Genomic DNA, 20,906 nt, shown 5'->3' on the forward strand with positions numbered 1-20,906 from the left:
CTATTGAACGAAGTTAGCGGCAGCCTGACTGGTGGAGGTGAGGTAGAAGGTACTGGCGGGTTTCATGGCTAGACCAACGTCCCGAAGTCCTTTGATTGCTAACATCGCTTCACTGTCGGGCTTGACGGGAGCTTGAGCATTCCGGAAGCCGTTGGTTAGCTGAGCTAGAGCTTCCTGCAAAAGCTGACCTGCATCCATTGCCAGCCAGCCCTGATCAGTTTTTTGACGAAACTCAAAGTGCAGGTGAGGTCCAGTCGAATTGCCCGTACTGCCGACGCGGCCAATCACTTCGCCTTGCTCAACCCATTCTCCTGGCTCGACAAACAGTTCAGACATGTGGGCGTAGAGCGTTTCGATGGTTTCGTCGCCGTGGGACATGACAACCGTTAAGCCATAACCACCCATGAAATTAGCGATCGCCACTTTTCCGGTGTAAGCCGCGACGACAGGGGTGCCCATAGGTGCGCCAATGTCGGTACCCTGGTGCAAGCGATAACCACCAGAAATGGGGTGCAGCCGCCAACCAAAGGCAGACGTGATTACAGATGGAATCGAGAGCGGAAACATCAGGCTGACGTTGCCATTTCCAGGGAGAGCGGAAGGGCGAATGGTGCGGCTAAAGTATTCTCTGCCTGAAGGGGTGGTGCCGCCTATGGTCACGCCGCTAGGTCCAATGCTGACTGGACCTAACCGCAAGGTGCGATCGCCACTTTGCGATGCTGCCACGGTTTGAGAATTGCAGATGCTGGCGGGTACATTTTGACCGCTCGCTACCGTTGTCTGACAGCCTGTTGAGCGCTCAGAGAAGACTACCGCAGGTTGTTCATAGCCTTGAGTTGCGCCGATACTGTACTCGGTCGAGTCAATGTAGCTGTTTTGCTCGACTGCCGGAGCAGAGTTGGATGGACTTAAATTGGATGGACTTAAACTGTCTGCTGTAATGGGTGTGTCGCTAGACAGCCCAGGCACCACAATCGTCGAAGCATCGGGTGCAGGTTGGCTGGAGGCTTGACTGGGAGAAGAACTAGGGGCAGGGCTTGCTGCTGGGGGTTGCGTCACAACAGGAGCCGGAGCAGGTTCAGGTTCAACCACGACTGGAGCGGGAGGCGCAGGCTGCGGGCTGCTTTCAGCAGGCATCAGCAGGTCTTGAGCGCTAGGAACAATTACTTCCGAAGCATCAGGTGTTTGGGCAAAGGTGACCATACTGCTGCTGAGGATGCCTAAGCCACCTAGCCAGCCGATTCCTCGAACTAGTAGCGATCGCTGAACGGAAGATTGGGTTGAAATTCGAGTATTACGTCGTTGAGTCATCACTGCGTCCGCTACGTTAAAAACTTGCCCTGAGCGATTTAGGCTAACTGTTTAAGTCTTATTTATATTGCACTCAACCTATGATGATGCAACAAACCGGGTGAGACTTCCTCCAGGTGGTCATCATTCTAGTCGTCTACTTGGGGCATTCGGTTCCATCAGCATGGAATTACGATGATTTGCCAGCAGACTAGACTGATGCACTATTGCCCAGATTGCCATACCCCAGACTGATTGTACCGGGCTTGAGGCTAATTTCGGTTGAAGTAGCGGGATTTTCCTGGTTCAAGCAAACTTGCAGGTCGCCTGTTGCAGAAACACCCGTGACCTGTGCGGTCTGCTCTGCCCCAGACTGATCGATTGTAACAAGGTGCCCAATGCTAGTCAGGAGTGCCTGATAGCGCGGCAAGATTGCTTCAATGCCATGCTGCTGCCAGAGCTGATAGCCAGCCATCATGCCTTGCAGGGCGATCGCCGCCAGCATTTCTAATGAAGAAATCGCCGGATCGGGCTGCTTCAGAATTTCCTGCAAGTTAATTCCCGTGGGTGGGACTGGATTCTGCCAATTGATCCCCACACCTACGATCGCTTGTGTGATTTGCCCCTGCTGCATTCGAGTCTCAGTGAGAATGCCGCCCAGCTTGCGTTTCTGCACAACCAGATCGTTCAGCCATTTTAATCCCACTGGAATGCCGTAGTTTCGCAATGCTGCTGCAATGCCCCAGGCGCTACAGAGTGTCAGTTGAGCGCTATTTTCTACAGGAAGATGGGGGGTAAGCGCCAGAGATAAGTACAAGCCGCCTGGAGAAGACTGCCACTGTCGCCCCCATTGCCCTCGCCCAGACTGTTGCTGAAGAGCGATCGCCACGGTACCTTCGGTTGCGCCCTGGTCTAGCAAATTCCAGAGCACACGATTGGTTGAATCAACGGTTTCAAATAGGTGAACTGTAAACGACGGCTCATTGGCTTGGGACAATTCTTGCCCTGATCGAATCTGATCGCGGCAATGCGATAAGGCGGTTTTGAGCTGATCTGGATCGAATCTCAAGGGTGAAGTCAGCCTGAATCAATGCGGGTTAGACTAGCATAAATTTTGCCCCCTTCACCCATGACAACTTCTGTAGCAACCTGGCAGTGGCAAACTTGGCAAGGGCTGCCATACCTGACCTGTAGCCTCCTGGAACCCTGGTCGCACGGTTTTTTTACCCAGCAGTTTTCACCACGATCGCCCGCTGAATTGGTGAAAGTGCTTGATCCGGCAGTTCCGGCTTATCGCATCCACCAAGTTCACGGCAACAGGGTGCTGAGTCCCTCGGAAGTCGAGCAGTTTCAGCAGGAGCAAATGTCCTCTGAATCAGGCGATGGAATTGAAGTGATCTTTCCCCCTGCGGATGGCTTGCTGACGGAGCAAGCAGGACAGGCAATATGGGTCTGTAGTGCAGACTGTGTGCCTGTGCTGATTGCAGACGTTGAAACTGGGCAAACAGCAGCAGTTCATGCAGGCTGGCGCGGTACAGCAGGTGCAATTGTGCCAGAAGCGATCGCCCGCCTGCGGACACAGGGCAGCAAACTGCACAATTTAAGAGTCGCAATGGGGCCTGCGATCGCTGGAGAAGTTTACCAGGTGTCAACCACGGTTGCGGCTGAGGTTGGTGCAACCGTGGTGCAGGATGTGGTTAAAACAGAACCTACTCCAGAGCCAGAGGTGATTTTGGCAGCGCTGAGAGAACTGCCAGAGTCTCCTTTGTTAAGTGACTCCCAACCAGGACGGGCACGGCTAGATGTGCGACGAGTCAATGGGCTTCAGCTTGAGCAGGCGGGCATTCTCACAGAACACATTGCGATCGCTCCCTACTGTACTTATCAGCACGCTGAACATTTCTTTTCCTATCGTCGCGATCGGCTCAAAAAAGTGCAGTGGTCAGGAATTGTGAGTCGAGATTGCTCTAGCCCCCAGCCCTTATCTCCCAGCCCCTAACCCCTCTAGTCACGCCAGAGAGCAATTCCACCCAGTATTCCCATGATGTTTTCCACGATGGTAACGTTAGCGGGTAAGTTAAGCGTGACTTGTCTGGCTTCGCCACCGCCGATGTAGAGGCGCTCGTAATTAAATAGATGCTCTAGAGTGGCGATCGCTTTTTCTAGACGACGATTCCAGCGCTTTTTGCCAATCGATTCTAAGGCTGTCCGTCCAAGCTGCTCTTCGTAGGTTTGATCTTTGCGAAACGGGTGATGTCCCATTTCTAAGTTGGGTACCAGTTTCCCATCGACAAATAGAGCAGAGCCAAAACCCGTACCCAGCGTGATCACTAGTTCCACACCTTTTCCGGAGACGGCTCCTAAACCCTGAATATCAGCATCGTTCGCGACACGGGTAGGTTTGCCCAGTTTTTCAGTCAGGGTTTTCTCCAGGTCAAAGCCGACCCAGGAAGTATCAAGATTTACGGCAGTGTCAATGATGCCCTGCCGCACCACGCCTGGGAAACCGACAGAAACCCGATCGAAAGCTTGAGCAGATGCAAGCTCGGCGATCGCCTCGACAATTTTTTCTGGCGTAGCAGGCTGAGGTGTATCTACCCGCGATCGCTTGTTCTGAGGCTCGCCTGCCTCGTCTAAAACCAGCGCTTTGACTCCGCTCCCACCAATATCAACCGCTAAAGTTTTCATTCCAAAGTTTATAAACTGTGAGGATACCCTATAGCCGTTCAAAATGGGTAGGATTTGCCCTAAAGGAGGTACTTCTCACAACTACCCATCTTTTAACTGAATTTAAGCATTTAGTTTTAGAACAGCCATATCAATCCTAGATCATTTTCCTAGATCATTTATTAAGATGAACGAGGTGTGAAAGACCAATCCCTAGGAGGATTTGCCTCTCGCAACTCGTTTCTCAATTGATCTGAGATTGCTACAGCTTAGCGATAATAAAAGTCGTAGTCTCTGAGAGAAATGATTCTAGAACGGACTGCGTGATAGTAGAATCTGGCTTTTTCAGTGACAACTCGAAGAGCTTTAAGTACCGCTTTTTCTAATAGCGATTTCTGTGGATGTTCAATCTTGTATTGGGTGTCAAAATATTCCTGCTTGGCTTTTGGTTCGGCTTCTCCGTTAGAGATTTTTGCCTTCTCAATTTTGTCATCAAAGAATTCAACCCCTTCCATTAAATCGTGCCTGACTGGCAGACCGACTTTGGCTGCAGCTAACCCCATTGCTGTGCCGCATCCACGATAAATGCCGTGTAGCTCAAAGTAACGGGCGATCACTTCAAACTGCTCTAGAAATTCAATTTCTTTTCCTGCATCTTTCTTCAACACAAACAGGAATTCGTAGACCCATTTAACGTTTTTGTCCTCTAGATTGACGTCTAACTTTTGAGACAAATATCTCAATCGTTCCAGCCATTGAAGCCTAATTTTTCTGAGGCGATCGCTTTTCACGTCTACACGCAGCTTTTCCTGTTTAATAATGCTGGAGCAACTTCTAGCTGTAATTCCTGGAAGCCACTCATGGTCCTGAGGAAAAGGTGCCAAGATGCGAACGTCCGAGTCAATATTGACACAGTAATCAAACATGGATAACGCCTTCTCTAACAAGCATTTTCTGTCATTGCTGTGGTAGAAAAAGTGTCTTCGATGCTGAACGGGAATAACATTACAGCAGTCCGCAAAAGCTTTTGGCTTATCTGTAAAAATGAGAAAAGGAGTACCAGAGGAATACTTCTCTAAATCCTTTGCTAGCTCCCTTGCCAAAGCTCGATAAGTTGAGCCATAGGCCAGAGTGCAAAAGCAAAAAGTTTCTTGCTTCTGAGTCATTTCTCTTATTTACAACCTATTAAAATTACTGATGGAGAGTGGTAAAACGATCTAAATTTAATTTTAGTTGCTTCAATAGACCGCACCCTAATTGACCATATCAAATTAGGTTATTTGAACCTGCTCAAGATGGAAGTCTACCAAAAGATAGAATTTGTCTTCTAATCAAGTCTATGGGTTGAATTTTATAGAGATAATCAATGCGCTGTGGCTTACTACATCTCATCCTGTTTTGATTGGAATCGATAAAAGACGTATCCATCCCGAAACGGATAGTCATCTGAGACGTGCTGAATAATTCCCTGGTCGAGCAGGATTTGCCCTAGATGGATAGCTTCTTCACGAGTACAGTTTTGGGTTTGCACTAACCATGCCACGGCTTCTGAACCAATAAAGCAAGCCGGATAAAGGTTTTGGCGATACCAGCGATCGCTCACCTCCACACCAGCCGATCCTTGTATAGCTGTAGCGATCGCCTGAATCTTTTCATCGGTCAACAGTTCCGCAGGGGCAATGGTGGCCGATCGCTCACTCGCTTCAGCGGTGTTTGTTGCACTGCCGATGAGGGACAAAGTGGGTTTGTCAGTGTCGCCATTGGAGAGTTGGGGAGAATTTTTGGCATTCGCGGCAGGAAGCTGTCGCCACAATGCAACGAATTCTTCGAGGTGGGGCGATCGCAAGTGCAAATCCCGTTGGGGAAAAGGAACCGTGATGCCGTATCGCCTTAAGCTTGTCTCAATCCGATAGTACAAATCGCTTTTGACGCGAAACTGCTTTTTGGGTTCGCCCGTCCAGACCATTAGCTCAAAGTTCAGCGCACTATCTCCAAGCCCCTGAAACCAAACCTCAGGAGCGGGTCTAACTAAAACATCGGGGTGACTGCGGGCAGCTTCTAGCAATGCAGCCTGGACTCGATTTGTATCAGAATCGTAGGCGATGCCCACGGGAATCCGAATTCGCGAAACCGGATCGCCATGACTCCAATTGACCACTTCGGTTTCCAAAAATCGGGAATTGGGCACGATGATTGTCACCTGATCGAGCGTGCGAATCTCGGTACTGCGCGCCCCAATACGTTCGACGGTGCCCATCAGCTCTGCGACTTTGACAAAATCTCCGACCTGAATTGGGCGTTCCAGGGTAATAATCAAGCCGCTAATAAAGTTGTTGGTAATATTCTGAATACCAAAGCCAATTCCCACACCCAGGACGCTGGCAATGATGGCTAGAGAACTAACATCTAAGCCCCAGATCTGCAGCAGGACGATGAGCCCTAAAAAAGCTAGCGTGTACTGGGTCAAGATAGCAATGACATCCTGAATCCGGAGTTCTGCACCCGTTCTGCTGAGGATGTAAAACCGGAATAGCCGAGTAACGGCACTGACTGCAAACCAGAGCCCGACGGTGAGTGCTAACAGCAGCAGCAGTTGCAGCGCTGAGTAATTGCCTTCTCCTAAACCCACGATGGGAGTGTTGAGGAAGTTAAGCAGGGAATAGCGCAACCCCCTCATCTCCGGGAATAAATCGGTGACATAGAAAGCGACAGCCGACCAGAGCCCAATTTGAATGCCTAATAGAGCAAGCTGCAAAAATAGTCGAGCAGACCGTTCTCTCGGATGAAATAGAGCATCTGGATCGCCTAACCAGTCGCTCAGACGGTGAGACAGCCATTTCCCTAGAAACCGCAGCCCCAGGTGAAAGGCGATCGCCACTACTAACACGACCGCACTAAATATTGCTGCCTGTCGAAAGTAAGCGGGCGATCGCTCTAACTGTCCCCGACGCAAAGCTGCCTCAATGTCACTTCGCCAGAGAGTCGCCTGACTCAAAGGATTGATGCCTGTGGTGACATCACCGTCAGTGACCGTGATCAGGTTGCGGTTGCTGGCTTCACTCCGAATGATCGTCAGCTTGTCATCACGCTCTACCCGAATGTCAGTAGGCTCAGCCGATCGCACTTCCTGCCGCAGCGCTTCGTTAATAATTTCAGCCCGCTCAACGGCCGTCAGATTTCCCGATCTGCCGATTTGAAATAGCTCAACTCCATCCACTACCACGGGTGCTTTAACCGTCTGGGTTGCTAACGGAACTTGAGCTATTCCTGGAAAAGTCAAACTCAACAGCAGCGTTAGCGCTCCCAGCAACAGCCACAACCAACGACGGTTCCGATGCAGGAATTTGGGAAAGGGTGATGGCAGCATAGAGAGAAATTAGTTGAAGGCGGGGAGAGCATTATGGGTCATTGGTTGTCTGTCAAGAGACGGCTTTGCTCCACCGCTGCATTTGGAACGCGGGGGCGCAGTTGTTCTAGTAAAGTGGTTGCCACAAACCAAACGCCTAACCCCATCAGCAGCAAAACACCCAACCCCACCAGCCACATTAGCAGCGTATTCTTCTGCAATGGGTTTCCCTGGGCATAGTGAGTGTGTTCTCGGACATTCAGTTCCGTTGAGTTGCTGTCATCAAATTGGGTCAGGGCTGCAATGATTTTATAAGGACCGATTCGCAAGGTGTCCTTGCTAGACAAAGGCTGGCTGCCCTTTTCAATCAGGCGACCGTTAAGGTAGGTACCATTGGCGCTGCGGTCGGTGATGTAAAGCTGGCGCTCGGCAAGGGTGATTAGGGCATGAAAGCGAGAAACCTGTTTGTGAGGTAGCTCTAGCCGCGAAACGGCTTTTTCGCCCAGATTTTCCGGCATCTGATCCATTTCTCGCCCCAGTGCGATCGGCGGAACTAAAACTGGCTGCTGTAGCTCACCCGTCACTGGGTCTTCCCACGTCAGTTGCACGTAAAGAGATGCGTCGTCAGACATAGCAAGGTTTCCAGCGATTATTTGCAAGTTGGACTCACTTCTGAAAGTAACCTATATAATGCCAATCATCTAATGATTAGGACGAAAAGAGGTGGGGTCTTGCGCCGTCTCTTTTCGCCCTAATTTGATAACTTTTTGATGACTTACGGCTATAACTGAGACTGAAACTCAGCTCAATATTCTGCGTCTTAAGTCAGGGAGGATGCTTTTAGGAAGTGCCTGTCTCCAAACTGCACTAGAAAATTCTCCGGATTTGACCAGAATTATCGGCTAAATTTGAGCGAAGGCTGCGATCGCCCTGCTATTTCCAACCCAGCAAGTGAACATTTTACGGCTGTTTCAACCTATCGATCCCGACCGACCTCTGGGGGGACGCTACAAAGTCATTAGCCAGCTCGCAGCAGGTGGCTTTGGTCAAACCTTTTTGGCAGAAGACCTGCATTTGCCTGGAAATCCTCGCTGCGTGGTCAAGCAGCTTCAACCTCAAGTCAAAGATCCAACCAGCCTGCAAATTGCGAGACGGCTATTTGACACCGAAGCCCAGGCTCTTTATAAACTAGGCAACCATGATCAGGTTCCGCGACTGCTGGCTCACTTTGAGCAAGACCAGGAATTTTATCTAGCTCAAGAACTGATCGAGGGAGAGCCGTTAAGCGAGGAAATGAATGGGCAACCCTGGCGTGAAAGTCAGGTGATTGCTTTGCTGCAAGATACTCTGACAGCACTTGCCTTTGTGCATCAGCAAAACGTTATTCATCGCGATATTAAGCCGTCTAACCTGATCCGACGCAAGTCAGATGGCAAGATCGTGCTGATCGATTTTGGAGCCGTGAAGCAAGCTAGCACAGTGCTAGTGAACCCGGAGACTGGACCCACCCAAACCATTTCGATTGGCACACATGGCTACATGCCCAACGAGCAGTTGGGTGGAAATCCTCGTTTTTGCAGTGATGTTTATGCTTTGGGGAAACTAGCAGTTCAGGCGCTGACTGGGGTGCCACCGAGGATGCTGCATGAAGATCCGCAGACTGGCGAAATTTTGTGGCGCGATCGCGCCCCTCACGTCACCCCACAACTGGCAGACATTATCGACAAAATGGTGCGCTATGACTTTCGCGCCCGCTACCCGACGGCAGCGCAAGCTCTAGCAGATGTGCAACAGTTGCCCATTCCTGCTGATGAGTCGGTTGTGCTGCCAGTCAAGCAAGTGGTTGTCGAAACTCCTATCGGAACGCAGTCAGCTCAGGAAGCAGATATTCCCACAGCAACAGCTCCTACGCTAGCCGCTAGTGAGCTACTGGGTAAACCTTCCGCTCAGCCAACTGAATCGCTGCTGCCCCCTCCTCCGTCCCGTCCTGCTCCATCACCTGCTCCATTGCCTGCCGTTGCCTTGGCAACTCCTACACCTCAGCGGGCAGGCACTTCTTCAACCGGGCTTCAGTCAATCCTGACGCAAATTCAGACCTTAAGACCCATTCCCGTGCTGGCAGGAGCGGGTGCCGTAATCTTAATTTTTTTGCTTGGCAGAACAGTTACAGCCCCTCGTGCTGAGCAAACGGCTTCTAACAACTCCGTTCCTAGCGCTGTGGCTGAAAGTCCACAGAACTCGGAGTCTGACGCGGAAGCACAAGTTACGGCTCTGCTGACGGAGGGCGATCGCCTGCGACAGGCAAACCAATACCAGCCCGCCCTAGATCAATATGATCAGGCGATCGCTCTTAACCCCGACAATTCTGAAGCTCACTGGGGACGCTGCTATAGCCTGGTTTACATGCAGCAAATTGACTCCGGCATTACAGCCTGCAATCGGGCCCTAGAAATTCAGCCTGAGTATCCAGAAGCACTGTGGCTCAAAGGATATGCTTTAGATCAAAAGCAACAACACGCAGAGTCCTTGAAGCTATATGACCAGGCGATCGCGCTCAAACCTGACTTTGCTCAAGCCTGGAGCAACAAAGGAACGGCACTGCTGCTGTTAGAACGTCCCCAGGAAGCGATCGCTGCTTTCGACCGCGCCATCGAACTCGACCCCAACCTGGCAGAGACCTGGAATAATCGAGGAGCTGCCCTCTGGAGCCTACGCCGATTTGACGAAGCGATTAGCTCCATTGATCGAGCAATTCAAATCAGACCCGATTATCAGGACGCGATTAATCTACGAGAGCAGATGCGGCGGCAGTTAGGGAGATAAGAGGCTAGGAACTTCCAGCCTCAACTGCAAACCTTAACCTAAACGCAATCTTCAAATTACCTTGTCTTTAGTTGAGCAGCCTAATGTAGTGTACAGAACATAGGCTAGCAACTCACATGCTCCATTCTTTTGCTCTAGAGGCTTCTCCTCAGCCCGATCTGCGCCAGCTTCTAGAAGACCTTTACCGAGGAAGAAGTTTGCACCCCTACTGTAGCGGTCAGGCAATACCCATGCTGCCTCATGAGATTTGGGTAGTTTGCCGGGGTGTGGTACAGCTTGGAACGCTCTATGACACAGGCGACGAAGCTTTGATTGGTTTAGCCTGTCCCTCAATGCCATTTGGATTGTCACTCGCTCTAATTCGTCCCTATCATGCAGTTGCGCTGTGTGATGTTGACCTGATGCGCCTGACGCTGAATGAGGTTGAGCAATCGCCCATGCTAGCTCAGGGAATCTTTCGTCACGTCACTCGACGGCTTCGCCAAACAGAAGCGATTTTGGCAATGGTAGGCTATCGTCGCGTTGAAGATCGGTTACGTCATCTATTGCTACTGTTGAAGCAAGAGGTGGGTCAGCCTATAGCAGGAGGAACTCGACTGACAGTCAGGCTAACGCATCAGCAGCTTGCAAATACGATTGGGACTACTCGCGTCACAGTCACTCGTCTATTAAGTCAGTTAAGGGAAGAAGGCTGGTTGATCATTGACAAGCATCGACACATTGTCCTTTTGCCTCATGCAAAGGTATAGCAATGGGTCATAGGTCAGTGATTTAGGGATTAGGTAACGGATGAGAAAATCAAATAACAGTCGAACAACAGTCAAATAAGAACAACAGAAGCAGGGAACACTAGACTGACAGCACACTTCTAGCAACTCTATCTTACGAACGAGCAAGCTCACTGGATGCTGAAGTGGTTGAGGCTTCAGCAGGGGGTTCAGATGGAATCGGCTTTAAGATGACTGCCTCGTAGGGAACCACACCTGATGATTCGCTTTGGATGCAGCGAGCAGCCTGCATCGATAAGTCAAGCGATCGCCCCTCGATATAAGGGCCACGGTCATTAATTCGCACGACGACCGACTTGCCGTTTCTCAAGTTTGTCACTTTAACAAAGGTGTCAAAGGGTAGAGTGCGATGGGCAGCCGTCAAATCATGTTGATTAAACACTTCGCCCGTTGCAGTAATTCGACCATGAAAATAAGGTCCATACCAGGATGCAAGTCCCCCGAAGGTTTGCTCCGTCTCGACTAGCCCCATCAGGTAATCGCGGGTTTCTGTCACTGAGAGCGTTTCTCCTCCTAATGCCGTGCGGAGGTTGTTGACCCAGGAGATTGCTAGTTGTTTGCTGTCGTGGTTGATGTCGTCTGCCAGTTGATCATTCACCACAAACAATACTTCCCCTTCTGCCTTGGCGCCGGGTTGACTATCTATGACCGCAGGACGTACCGCAGATGGGGACAAGTCACGGTCTTGCAAAGCTTGTCTGATCTGATTTGCAATTTGACTGGCGTGGGTCTGACTGGGAACTTCTGCAACCAGATGCCCTTTTACCCGAATCTGAAATACAGTCTCGCTGTTGGGTTGATTGGATGCTGCACTAGATTGAGACGCATCGCACTGACTCCCCGATTGAGCCGCTGCACTAGCAGTATTAGCAGAACTGTAGCGGCCAGCCCGCATCACTGTAACTGAAGGAATACCCGCCCACAGATTTTGGCGCACGACTTGGGGCAAGTTGGGCAAGTTGTTTAACACTTGCAGAATTTTGCGAGAAGAATCACTCTCTGCGCGATCTGACTTGGTGCGATCCTGCATGGCAATGCGGGAAGCCCCTCGCGAGCCTTGAGCGATCACCCAATTTGAGGTATGGCTTGGGGCAGCCATTGCGATCGCCGATTGACTATCTCCGCCAGGACGAACCAGAGAGTAGCCTGCTACATTCCACCACGAAGAATGCGAGCCTGGACGAGGCGAATTTAAGCGTAAAGATTCTATCCCCCCATTCAAATTTGTCTTCAAATTTAGCAAGGCTGACCAGGGACGGGCAGCATCAGGAGATGAAACGGTTCGATTAGGGGTTTGATTAATTGAAGGATATGAGATGGAGTTACTTACCACAGCAAAGGCTTTGTCAGAAAGCACCCTGAATAACTCGTCCGGAGCTTTAAAAAAGCTATGGGGCGAGAAAAAACTGCCGATGTAAGAAGCAATCCAAAGAAATCCAAGAAAGTTCATGAATCAAGAATGTTACGGTAGATTGCGTTAAATTGGCACAGTATTCGATTATACGGTTTTAGAGACAAGACAAATCCTCCCCAGGAAGAATTGACGATCCCCGTCGATTTTTCCCAAAGGCAACTAATTACTCTCAGTTTGAAGATAATTTTGGCTAAATCTGCTGATTTGCTCACTCAGGAAAGCTGGGACTCAAGTTTGAAGCAGTGCTTGCAAACGCACCTGCATCAACTGGTTCGCGATCGCCACCCCTACCTAGCAAGTGCGGGGCATTTTTTTGTGAAGCAATACATTCGTCAGCAGTTGGCTCAGTGGGGAGAGGTAGAAATTTACGAGTTTGAGTTTCAGCAAAAATGTCACCAAAACTTAATTTTGAATCTGCCGGGTCAATCGGTTAGACAAAGGGCTCCGATTCTGATTGGCGCACATTTTGACGCGGTTCCTGGCTCTCCTGGTGCAGATGATAATGCAACTGGGGTAGCGGTTTTGCTAGAGTTAGCGCGATTGTTTGCGGCTAAGCCAACCCCCTGCCCGATTCGCTTAGTTGCGTTTGACCTGGAAGAAATGGGGCTTGCTGGCAGCGATCGCTATGCTGCACATCTGCACCAGCAAAACCAACCCTTACGTCTGATGCTGTCGTTGGAAATGTTGGGCTATTGCGATCGCACCCCCAACTCCCAACGCTACCCTGCCGGACTTGCACGATTTTATCCAAATCAGGGCGATTTTATTGGGCTAATTGGCAATCTCAAAACGATCCCTGATTTGATTCGGCTGAGCCGTAGCATTCGTCAGGTCGGCGTACCGTGTGAATGGCTCCCTGCCGGAAATCGAGGCATGATGGTGCCCGATACGCGCCGCAGCGACCATGCCCCCTTTTGGGATCGGGGCTACCGAGCACTAATGGTCACTGACACCGCAAACTTGCGAAATCCGCACTATCACAAAGAGAGCGATCGCCTCGAAACCCTTGACCTCGATTTTCTTACAGGGGTTTGCCAAGGACTCAACTATGGCCTTCGCCAACTGTGAGGTCGCAAGCAAAAATTTCAACAAAGAAAGACAATCTGATCAAAACAGATATCCCTGGATAGGCAACCTATATTGATTAATTTGAGGGCTAAGTCATACCCTCTCGATTCACCTGCCAAAAACAGTCAGGTTCAATCCATTGCAATTCTATGGAGTTGGTATGTCCTACGTTAATGGCACGATGATGCAGTTCTTCCATTGGTACATTCCCCCGGATGGAAGCTTGTGGAATGAACTCAAGCACAATGCAGCAGATCTAGCCAAAGCAGGTTTCACCGCTCTCTGGTTGCCTCCTTCTTATAAAGGAAGTGGGGGTGGCTATGACGTTGGCTACAGCGTTTACGATATGTTTGACCTGGGCGAATTTGACCAAAAAGGTTCAGTTGGCACCAAGTATGGCACCCGTGACGAATACCTTGCCGCAATCAAAGCGTCCCAAGCCGCAGGTATTGCAATTTATGCCGACGGTGTATTCAACCACAAGAATGGTGGTGATGAAATCGAAGAAGTTACAGCTATTCCGGTTGCCTTTGACAATCGCAACTGTGAATTGAGTGGCTCTCAGCAAATTAAAGTTTGGACACATTTCAAATTCTCGGGACGGGGCGACAAATATTCCAGCCTCAAGTGGCACTGGTGGCACTTTGACTCGGTAAACCACAACGCAGATCGCCCCGGTGACAGCACAATTTACCGATTTAAAGACAAACAGTTTGAAACTGGGGTAGACCCTCGACTGGGCAACTACGACTTTCTAATGGCCTGTGATTTGGACATGGGAGTCGATGAAGTACGAGGTGAACTTAAGTATTGGGGTGAGTGGTTCCTTGACACGACCGGAGTGGATGGGTTTCGCCTTGATGCCGTAAAGCACGTTCGCGCCTGGTTCTTTAATGAATGGCTCGACCACGTCCGGCAGCACACGGGACGCAATCTCTTTGCAGTGGGTGAATATTGGGCAGACGATGCAGAAGCGCTACATTGGTTTCTCAAAGAAACGGGTGGGCGGATGTCGCTGTTTGACGTGCCGCTACACTACAACTTTAGTCAAGCCAGTAAGTGTGGTGGCAGCTATGATATGCGGCAAATTTTGGATGGCACGCTAGTACAGCAACAGCCTGCCCTGGCAGTCACTTTTGTAGAAAACCACGATTCTCAACCACTCCAGGCACTCGAATCGGTGGTCGAAAGTTGGTTTAAGCCGCTTGCCTACGCAATCATTCTTTTGCGGCGTGAAGGATACCCGTGTGTGTTTTACGCCGATTACTATGGTGCACATTACACCGATAGGGGTTACGAAATTTGGCTAGACAAGCACGGCTGGCTGATCGACAAATTTCTCTATGCGCGCAAGCACTTTGCCTATGGTGACCAGTACACCTATTTTGACCACCCTGATGTAATCGGCTGGACTCGTCTAGGCGACGAGGAGCATCCCAAAGCAATGGCTGTGTTGATGAGTGATGCTGCAGGCGGTAGCAAATGGATGGAAGTCGGCAAGCCCAATACCACCTTTTATGACTTGACCGAACACGTTGACAAACTGATTCAAACCAATGAGCATGGCTGGGCAGAATTTTGCTGCAACGGCGGGTCTGTTTCGGTTTGGGTAGAGAAGTGAGGGTGTTTGGGGTTTAGAGCTTCTAAACCCCAAACTTCAAGTTTCTAAAAATGTAACCAATTTAACTCCTGCCCTGCTGAGATGTCACATTAGGAGAGTGAGCGTTTAAGCGCTGAACCAATTCCGATTTAGCGCCATCTTAGTGAGGAGAATGATTATGAAGTCTGCATTTATGCCGCTGTTATCGCTACGCAAAGTTCGCTACGTTTTGCCTGTGGCGATCGCCACCACCCTACTCAGCTTACCGATGGTTTCGCCTGCCTTGGCTCAGGAACAGCTAACCAGAACAGTCACGGTAACGGGACGTGGCATTGAAAACATTCCAACTACGATTAGCCAGGTACGCTTGGGCGTTGAGGTGCAGGGCAGAACGGCTGAGGAGGTGCAGCAGGAGGCGGCACAACGCACGAATGCAGTTGTGGAATTGCTGCGATCGCGCAATGTCGATAAACTCACCACCACCGGGATTTACCTCAGCCCTCAATACAACTTTGAGAATGGTTCACAGGAGTTAGTTGGCTATACAGCTTCTAATACCGTCAGCTTTGAAATCTCGACCGAGCAAGCCGGAGATATTTTAGATGCCTCAGTCAATGCGGGCGCGACTCGCATTGATGGTATTAGCTTTACGGCTGAGGAGGAAGCGATCGCCACTGCCCAAAATCAAGCTTTGCGAGAGGCAACCCAAGAAGCTCAAGAGCAGGCAGATGTAGTGCTTGGTGCACTGGGACTAACCCGTGATGAAGTAGTGAATATTCAAGTGAATGGTGCAGTGCCTCCCATGCCTCCGATTCCATATGGTAGAGCGGCAAGTGAAGCAGTCGCTTTATCTGATGCGCCGACCCCTGTTGTCGGTGGCGAACAGCAGGTGGAAGCGTCTGTAACGCTTCAGATTAGCTACTAGGAGAATCAGGGGCTAGGGCTAGGGGTTGAGGACTAACTCTCTAGTCCCCAACTCCAATTAGAAGGCAATAAACTTCTCAGAGCGTACCTGGTTTGGGTTTGCTCCCATAGAGAGAATAAATTCGTAGATTTCGGAAACGCGATCGCCCACTCCGCAGATGTCAATTTCAAACTGAGAGAGGTTTAGGTCTTGAGCAACTAGTGCTGATTCTGGGCTGCAGTGAATTGCTTCTACGTAGTGGAACGGTCGCCATGCTTGTTGAAGCGATCGCCAGTAGTCGTGATACGGCAAACAGTCTACTGTCTCCGGGTTTGCCAACACTAACCATATAGGTTGGCTATAGCCACAATCGCGCAGCCAGTCAATTTGGCTCTTTAGAGGTGCAATTCCTGACCCTTCAGCAACATAGAGACGAGGACGTTTTGGCAGCTGATTGAGCGTCATTAACCCGTAAGGTCCCCGCACTGGAATTATTGCCCCAATTTCTAGATCTTGTATGTAGGCAGAACTCCAGCCCACCCGAGATACGCAGAGCTCAACTGTTGGGCAGCGCTCCGGAGAGGAGGCGATCGAGTAGATTTTGCTAAACTTGCGTCCGTCTCGTTCAAACTTGGGCCAAACAGATTGCCCAGGCAAGAACCTAAACTCTGGATTGCTCAGATGTACCCAAATAGATTTGATCGTTGGGGTAATATAGCTAGAATCCAATACCGTAGCGAGACAGTCCATCGGTGCCGATGGACGTAAACATTCCAAACTTTGCATTCACTTAACCCGTGCATCGCGGGTTTGACACAGAACAAATGCTTCAGATAGGCATCCTGACTTAAAAGGAGTGATTAGACCGACTTGAGCTAATCCCTTTTTCACAGTTGCGGCACAGTGCCGGATTTTCACCGAACTTTCCCCAAGTCGAACGTGAAGTTCAACTCTGGTTGGGCTGATCCCCCAACCAATCTAGAAGCCACTGGGGCATTCTAGCCCAAGTCGTTACCCCAATGAAGTAGAGCGATGAATCTTTACCTGTAGCTGTCTATACCGGTTCTTGCTTGAGTGGATACAAAGCACGGGATACAGCAGGGGCGTGGTGCACCACTGCTGTATCCCGTGTAATTGAGAATTGCTATAGATGAAGGAGATTGGAACGAAGCTCAATCTCCTTCGATATCTAGACAGCTAGGTTGCTTAAGAAATTCCGATTTCAAGATGGACTTAAGGCACCTGGATTAGAATCAGTCCAGTTACAGCAAACGAAACGTGTCTTAGATTTTCAACATGAGCAGCTCAGAAGCGTGGTACATCGTTAAGCAAAGCAGTGGACAGTGCGAAATTTTGCCGCACCCACCAACAGAAAAAGATTTAATAGGAGCCGAAAAGTGGGGGCCATTTGCCTCAGAAACAGAGGCGATCGCCCGTCGAGTCGGCTTAATTCGCGCGGGTAAGTGCCAGCCCGCTTAGATAGTGCTGCTGGTTAAAGCTTAAAAGGTTAGGACCGAAAGATTACTGCGGCTGCGGAACCGTCTCTGCCCTCTGGTTTTGCCTTTCGGCAGTGATGCGGTCGTTCAACACTTGCAGCGCTCTAGCGTATTGAGGATCGGCTGTAGTGCCAATTTGGGTGCGATCGTCTAGAAGCTGCTCCTGCTGCTCTTCGGTTAGCTCAATCTCCACATCGGGCGCGATTCCGGCGTGGTTGATGTCTCGACCGCTAGGAGTTAAATATTTTGCAACCGTGACGGCAATTCCTGAACCATCGCCCAGTCCTCGCACAGACTGCACTAACCCTTTACCAAAGGTTTGGGTTCCGACTAGTACGGCGCGATCGTTATCTTGCAGCGCACCTGACAAAATTTCGCTGGCGCTAGCTGATCCGCCATCTACTAGCACCACTAGAGGCTTATCGGTCAATGCCTGACCATTTGCACTCTCTTGATCAGATATGCCTTGGCGATCGACTGTCGAGACAATTACCCCGCCATCTAACCACATCCGGGCAATATCAATGCTGGAATAGAGCAATCCACCTGGGTTGGAACGCAAGTCTAGAATGTACCCCGTCACATTTTGTGACTCCAGGTCTTGAATCGCTGCCTGCATTTCCTCAGCCGCATTAGCGCTAAACTGCGTCAGACGAATATAGCCAACTCCGCCGGTTGAGCCTTCTTGATAGCTGTAGCGAACTGGATGTAGCTCAATCTGCGCCCGCTGCAGCGGAAACTCAAGCTGCTCTTCACCTCGACGAATAGTTAGTGTAACCTCCGAGCCAGCCGGTCCGCGAATGAGATTAACAGCCTGGTTGACATCCATTCCTTCAGTGCTTTGACCATCGATCTGGACGATGACGTCTTGCGCCAAGATACCCGCTTCAAAGGCAGGCGTATCTTCGATGGGGGAAACGACGATTAGCTCGTCCGTTTCTTCGTCTTGAGCAAGCTGAATTCCAACTCCTGTCAGCTCTCCAGACGTATCGATCTGCATGTTCCGGAACTCTTCCGGGTCCATGAAGCGAGTGTAGGGGTCTTCAAGCTGCTCCAGCATGTCTCGAACGGCATCGTATGCTTCTTCGCGGGTGCCATAAGAACGCCCCAGATAGTCCTGGCGAACAGCCCTCCAATCGACTTGATTGAAGGTAGCATCGACGTAGTTGCGATCAATTAATTGCCAGACTTCATCAATCAGCTCTTTGGGACTCTCCTGCAGGAAGGCTTGCCCACCCGACATGTGTACACCTGCGCCAGTAACGACCACAGCAGTAACTGCTACTGCTGTTGCACCGAGGACAAGCCCACGCTTTGTGATCACCATAGTCTGAAATTGAGGAGAGACTGCAATTGGAGTACGCTCAATCTAACACAGGCAAGGCTGGACGGCAGGTGCGATGTGCCAACAATCAACAAATCTGGGGATGATCTGAACTAATTTAAAGACTCAGTTAAGGTTCGACCCAACGTCCATCTGCCTTGATTAAGCCAATCAACTCCTCGACCCCTCGATCCTCCGGAACCTTCTTGATCTCTTCGCGCCCACGATAGAGCGAGATGTAGCCTGGTTGCTTGCCGACATAACCATAGTCAGCGTCCGCCATCTCGCCAGGACCATTGACGATACAGCCCATTACTGCGATGTCTAGACCTGTCAAGTGTTTGGTCGCTTCACGAACTTGATGTAGCACTTCTTCCAGGTTAAACAAGGTGCGGCCACAAGAAGGGCAGGCGACATATTCCACCATTGTTTTCCGTAGTCCCAAAGCTTGCAAGATGCTGTAGCAAACTGGGATTTCTTTTTCTGGAGCTTCGGTTAGAGAAACGCGAATCGTGTCGCCAATGCCGTCTGCCAGCAAAGTTGCAATTCCTGCCGTGGATTTAATTCGCCCATATTCGCCGTCTCCAGCCTCAGTCACGCCCAGGTGTAGAGGGTAGTCCATATTCGCCTCATTCATTCGCTTGACCATGAGACGATAGGCTGCGACCATCACGGGCACTCGTGACGCTTTGAGGGAAATGACCAGATTACGGAAGTCTAATGATTCACAGATGCGAATGAATTCCAGAGCAGACTGCACCATGCCTTCGGGTGTGTCACCATAGGTAAACAGCATTCGTTCTGCTAGGGAACCGTGGTTGACTCCGATTCGCATTGCCTTTCCCTGATCTCGTAGGGAAATGACTAGGGGTTCCAGGGTTTCGCGAATTTTTTCGCCAATTTCGTCAAATTCGGTTTGGCTGTATTCAGTGCGATCGCCCGATGGCTTTTCAAATACATAAAGCCCTGGATTGATTCGCACTTTATCAACATGTTTAGCCACTTCCAGCGCGATTTTCATGCCGTTATGGTGAACATCGGCAACCAATGGCACAAGCTGGTAGGTTTGAATAAGCTTCTGTCTAATTTCTCCGACTGCTTTAGCATGAGCCAGACTGGGCACCGTTACCCGCACAATTTCACACCCTAGCTCATGCAGACGGCGAATCGCTGCAACAGATCCATCTACATCCAGTGTGTCTTCGTTAATCATGGACTGGACTACGACAGGATGATTCCCTCCAATGGTGACGCTACCCACTGCGACAGGACAAGTTTTGCGGCGATGAATCGTGGTATCGAAAGCGGCTGAAGTGCTGGAAGCACCGGGAACAACTGAATTTTGCAGAGTCTGCATATACGATTGAGCTAATTGTGGTGGTTAAGATTATCGAAATAACAAGCCTCTGCTTTCCAGATTGCCACAGATGGTGTGCGTTTGGCTCTTACTCTTTTCTGGGTAAAAGATTGGTCTACAAAGGGATTGATTAAGGTAATTTTACTGCTGTAGCAATTCAAAAGTGGGGTGTGAAAGGTGCATCTCGACGGTGGACGCCTTTCACAATCTACTTTTGCTCTATCTTAAATTGCGATAAGTCGATTGAGATGAGCTAACATAATCGCAAGCAAAATTAAAAACAATTCTTGAGGTAATGGTATGGGTGTGAGGTTCAAGAGTTTACTTGGTACGTTAGCACTAGTTGCCTCCTTTACGGCGATCGCTGACGTGGCTAGTGCCCAAGAAGTCAGAGGTGATGTACAGACACTTCCAGAGGCTTTCGAGCGGGCTTTCTTCCGCAACGATCGCAGCTACTACGAAAATCGATCGCTGTTTCGGCAAGCCAACTATATTTTGGGGCAGGGTTCCATTATTCAAAATGGTTTCCCCGAAAACGAAATTACTAGAGACGCTAATTTGGTTAACCGGGTTTATGACGAGGCACTAGCCATTCAGAGCACGAGCGATCCACTAATTCGCACGGCTGACCTGCCTACCCCTTACACCACATCGCTGCAACTCCTTCCAGTTCAGGCTCCCCAAACAACACCGTCCACGTCATTCTCACCGCCTCCTGTGCAGAGTGCTCCCTTTAGCACACCCGTTGCTGTACCCGCTGCTCCTGGACCTGTTCCAGCACTCTGGTAGTTAAGGCATTCCTAAATTTGAGTTTGAAATAGAGCGTTGG

General features: G+C 50.1%; 18 protein-coding genes and 1 riboswitch. Of the genes, 8 read left to right on the forward strand and 10 right to left on the reverse strand.

Going from position 1 to position 20,906, the window contains the following annotated elements:
- Both H6G00_RS23750 and H6G00_RS23755 read right to left on the reverse strand, forming a co-directional pair.
- Nucleotides 1-1,311 (reverse strand): M23 family metallopeptidase, encoded by a 1,311-nt coding sequence (locus H6G00_RS23750; RefSeq protein WP_242042448.1) that lies wholly within the window; start codon nucleotides 1,309-1,311, stop codon nucleotides 1-3.
- Between the two features lie 190 nt (nucleotides 1,312-1,501).
- Nucleotides 1,502-2,359, reverse strand: coding sequence for a biotin--[acetyl-CoA-carboxylase] ligase (locus H6G00_RS23755; RefSeq protein WP_242042449.1), 858 nt, complete (start codon nucleotides 2,357-2,359; stop codon nucleotides 1,502-1,504).
- Between the two features lie 60 nt (nucleotides 2,360-2,419).
- Between H6G00_RS23755 and pgeF the strand changes: the two genes are divergently transcribed.
- Nucleotides 2,420-3,289, forward strand: coding sequence for a peptidoglycan editing factor PgeF (pgeF, locus tag H6G00_RS23760; protein WP_190798632.1), 870 nt, complete (start codon nucleotides 2,420-2,422; stop codon nucleotides 3,287-3,289).
- A gap of 5 nt (nucleotides 3,290-3,294) precedes the next feature.
- Here pgeF and H6G00_RS23765 read toward each other — a convergent pair whose 3' ends face one another.
- The 4 genes from H6G00_RS23765 to H6G00_RS23780 form a co-directional block, all read right to left on the reverse strand.
- Complete coding sequence (locus tag H6G00_RS23765) at nucleotides 3,295-3,978, reverse strand: ROK family protein (protein ID WP_190798633.1); 684 nt, start codon at nucleotides 3,976-3,978, stop codon at nucleotides 3,295-3,297.
- Between the two features lie 248 nt (nucleotides 3,979-4,226).
- Complete coding sequence (locus tag H6G00_RS23770; protein ID WP_190798634.1) at nucleotides 4,227-5,123, reverse strand: hypothetical protein; 897 nt, start codon at nucleotides 5,121-5,123, stop codon at nucleotides 4,227-4,229.
- Between the two features lie 215 nt (nucleotides 5,124-5,338).
- Nucleotides 5,339-7,324 (reverse strand): mechanosensitive ion channel domain-containing protein, encoded by a 1,986-nt coding sequence (locus H6G00_RS23775; RefSeq protein WP_190798635.1) that lies wholly within the window; start codon nucleotides 7,322-7,324, stop codon nucleotides 5,339-5,341.
- Nucleotides 7,325-7,362: 38 nt separating this feature from the next.
- Nucleotides 7,363-7,935 carry an FHA domain-containing protein gene (locus H6G00_RS23780; RefSeq protein WP_190798636.1) on the reverse strand — a complete coding sequence of 191 codons (573 nt, stop codon included), beginning with the start codon at nucleotides 7,933-7,935 and terminating at the stop codon, nucleotides 7,363-7,365.
- A 319-nt stretch (nucleotides 7,936-8,254) separates the two neighbouring features.
- Between H6G00_RS23780 and H6G00_RS23785 the strand changes: the two genes are divergently transcribed.
- Entirely contained in the window at nucleotides 8,255-10,126 is a 1,872-nt protein-coding gene (locus tag H6G00_RS23785) for a serine/threonine-protein kinase (protein ID WP_199318668.1), read from the forward strand.
- A 116-nt stretch (nucleotides 10,127-10,242) separates the two neighbouring features.
- Nucleotides 10,243-10,875: a Crp/Fnr family transcriptional regulator gene (locus H6G00_RS23790; protein ID WP_190643202.1), complete on the forward strand. Its 633-nt coding sequence runs from the start codon at nucleotides 10,243-10,245 to the stop codon at nucleotides 10,873-10,875.
- A gap of 133 nt (nucleotides 10,876-11,008) precedes the next feature.
- Here H6G00_RS23790 and H6G00_RS23795 read toward each other — a convergent pair whose 3' ends face one another.
- Nucleotides 11,009-12,364 (reverse strand): septal ring lytic transglycosylase RlpA family protein, encoded by a 1,356-nt coding sequence (locus tag H6G00_RS23795; protein WP_242042450.1) that lies wholly within the window; start codon nucleotides 12,362-12,364, stop codon nucleotides 11,009-11,011.
- Between the two features lie 150 nt (nucleotides 12,365-12,514).
- Here H6G00_RS23795 and H6G00_RS23800 point away from each other — a divergent pair, with 150 nt between their 5' ends.
- The 3 genes from H6G00_RS23800 to H6G00_RS23810 all read left to right on the forward strand — a co-directional run bounded on the left by H6G00_RS23800 (nucleotide 12,515) and on the right by H6G00_RS23810 (nucleotide 15,921).
- Nucleotides 12,515-13,396 carry a M28 family peptidase gene (locus H6G00_RS23800; protein ID WP_242042451.1) on the forward strand — a complete coding sequence of 294 codons (882 nt, stop codon included), beginning with the start codon at nucleotides 12,515-12,517 and terminating at the stop codon, nucleotides 13,394-13,396.
- 160 nt (nucleotides 13,397-13,556) lie between these two features.
- The gene (locus H6G00_RS23805) at nucleotides 13,557-15,017 is read left to right on the forward strand and encodes an alpha-amylase (RefSeq protein ID WP_190798637.1); all 1,461 of its coding nucleotides are present in this window, start codon (nucleotides 13,557-13,559) and stop codon (nucleotides 15,015-15,017) included.
- A 247-nt stretch (nucleotides 15,018-15,264) separates the two neighbouring features.
- Nucleotides 15,265-15,921 (forward strand): SIMPL domain-containing protein, encoded by a 657-nt coding sequence (locus tag H6G00_RS23810; protein WP_347277240.1) that lies wholly within the window; start codon nucleotides 15,265-15,267, stop codon nucleotides 15,919-15,921.
- A gap of 57 nt (nucleotides 15,922-15,978) precedes the next feature.
- Here H6G00_RS23810 and H6G00_RS23815 read toward each other — a convergent pair whose 3' ends face one another.
- Nucleotides 15,979-16,686: an FAD-dependent oxidoreductase gene (locus H6G00_RS23815; protein ID WP_190798638.1), complete on the reverse strand. Its 708-nt coding sequence runs from the start codon at nucleotides 16,684-16,686 to the stop codon at nucleotides 15,979-15,981.
- Nucleotides 16,687-16,714: 28 nt separating this feature from the next.
- Nucleotides 16,715-16,858, reverse strand: a riboswitch (cobalamin riboswitch).
- A 338-nt stretch (nucleotides 16,859-17,196) separates the two neighbouring features.
- Between H6G00_RS23815 and H6G00_RS23820 the strand changes: the two genes are divergently transcribed.
- The gene (locus H6G00_RS23820) at nucleotides 17,197-17,379 is read left to right on the forward strand and encodes a transposase (RefSeq protein WP_190798639.1); all 183 of its coding nucleotides are present in this window, start codon (nucleotides 17,197-17,199) and stop codon (nucleotides 17,377-17,379) included.
- Nucleotides 17,380-17,421: 42 nt separating this feature from the next.
- On the opposite strand, the gene ctpC is transcribed toward H6G00_RS23820, so the two are convergent.
- Complete coding sequence (ctpC, locus tag H6G00_RS23825) at nucleotides 17,422-18,723, reverse strand: carboxyl-terminal processing protease CtpC (protein ID WP_190798640.1); 1,302 nt, start codon at nucleotides 18,721-18,723, stop codon at nucleotides 17,422-17,424.
- Between the two features lie 127 nt (nucleotides 18,724-18,850).
- Nucleotides 18,851-20,077 carry a (E)-4-hydroxy-3-methylbut-2-enyl-diphosphate synthase gene (gene ispG, locus H6G00_RS23830; RefSeq protein WP_190798641.1) on the reverse strand — a complete coding sequence of 409 codons (1,227 nt, stop codon included), beginning with the start codon at nucleotides 20,075-20,077 and terminating at the stop codon, nucleotides 18,851-18,853.
- A gap of 300 nt (nucleotides 20,078-20,377) precedes the next feature.
- Between ispG and H6G00_RS23835 the strand changes: the two genes are divergently transcribed.
- Nucleotides 20,378-20,866: a hypothetical protein gene (locus H6G00_RS23835; RefSeq protein ID WP_190798642.1), complete on the forward strand. Its 489-nt coding sequence runs from the start codon at nucleotides 20,378-20,380 to the stop codon at nucleotides 20,864-20,866.
- The last annotated feature ends 40 nt before the right edge of the window (nucleotides 20,867-20,906 follow it).

It is taken from the genome of Leptolyngbya sp. FACHB-541 (assembly GCF_014695875.1).
Lineage (GTDB): Bacteria > Cyanobacteriota > Cyanobacteriia > Elainellales > Elainellaceae > JAAUTN01.

Bases quoted from the DNA above. Each gene is read 5' to 3' on its own strand.
- H6G00_RS23765 (WP_190798633.1), bottom strand. From the start codon at position 3,978: ATGAAAACTTTAGCGGTTGATATTGGTGGGAGCGGAGTCAAAGCGCTG.
- H6G00_RS23770 (WP_190798634.1), bottom strand. From the start codon at position 5,123: ATGACTCAGAAGCAAGAAACTTTTTGCTTTTGCACTCTGGCCTATGGC.
- H6G00_RS23835 (WP_190798642.1), top strand. From the start codon at position 20,378: ATGGGTGTGAGGTTCAAGAGTTTACTTGGTACGTTAGCACTAGTTGCC.
- pgeF (WP_190798632.1), top strand. From the start codon at position 2,420: ATGACAACTTCTGTAGCAACCTGGCAGTGGCAAACTTGGCAAGGGCTG.
- ispG (WP_190798641.1), bottom strand. From the start codon at position 20,077: ATGCAGACTCTGCAAAATTCAGTTGTTCCCGGTGCTTCCAGCACTTCA.
- H6G00_RS23780 (WP_190798636.1), bottom strand. From the start codon at position 7,935: ATGTCTGACGACGCATCTCTTTACGTGCAACTGACGTGGGAAGACCCA.
- H6G00_RS23750 (WP_242042448.1), bottom strand. From the start codon at position 1,311: ATGACTCAACGACGTAATACTCGAATTTCAACCCAATCTTCCGTTCAG.
- H6G00_RS23805 (WP_190798637.1), top strand. From the start codon at position 13,557: ATGTCCTACGTTAATGGCACGATGATGCAGTTCTTCCATTGGTACATT.
- ctpC (WP_190798640.1), bottom strand. From the start codon at position 18,723: ATGGTGATCACAAAGCGTGGGCTTGTCCTCGGTGCAACAGCAGTAGCA.
- H6G00_RS23775 (WP_190798635.1), bottom strand. From the start codon at position 7,324: ATGCTGCCATCACCCTTTCCCAAATTCCTGCATCGGAACCGTCGTTGG.
- H6G00_RS23810 (WP_347277240.1), top strand. From the start codon at position 15,265: ATGGTTTCGCCTGCCTTGGCTCAGGAACAGCTAACCAGAACAGTCACG.
- H6G00_RS23815 (WP_190798638.1), bottom strand. From the start codon at position 16,686: ATGCAAAGTTTGGAATGTTTACGTCCATCGGCACCGATGGACTGTCTC.
- H6G00_RS23820 (WP_190798639.1), top strand. From the start codon at position 17,197: ATGAGCAGCTCAGAAGCGTGGTACATCGTTAAGCAAAGCAGTGGACAG.
- H6G00_RS23790 (WP_190643202.1), top strand. From the start codon at position 10,243: ATGCTCCATTCTTTTGCTCTAGAGGCTTCTCCTCAGCCCGATCTGCGC.
- H6G00_RS23795 (WP_242042450.1), bottom strand. From the start codon at position 12,364: ATGAACTTTCTTGGATTTCTTTGGATTGCTTCTTACATCGGCAGTTTT.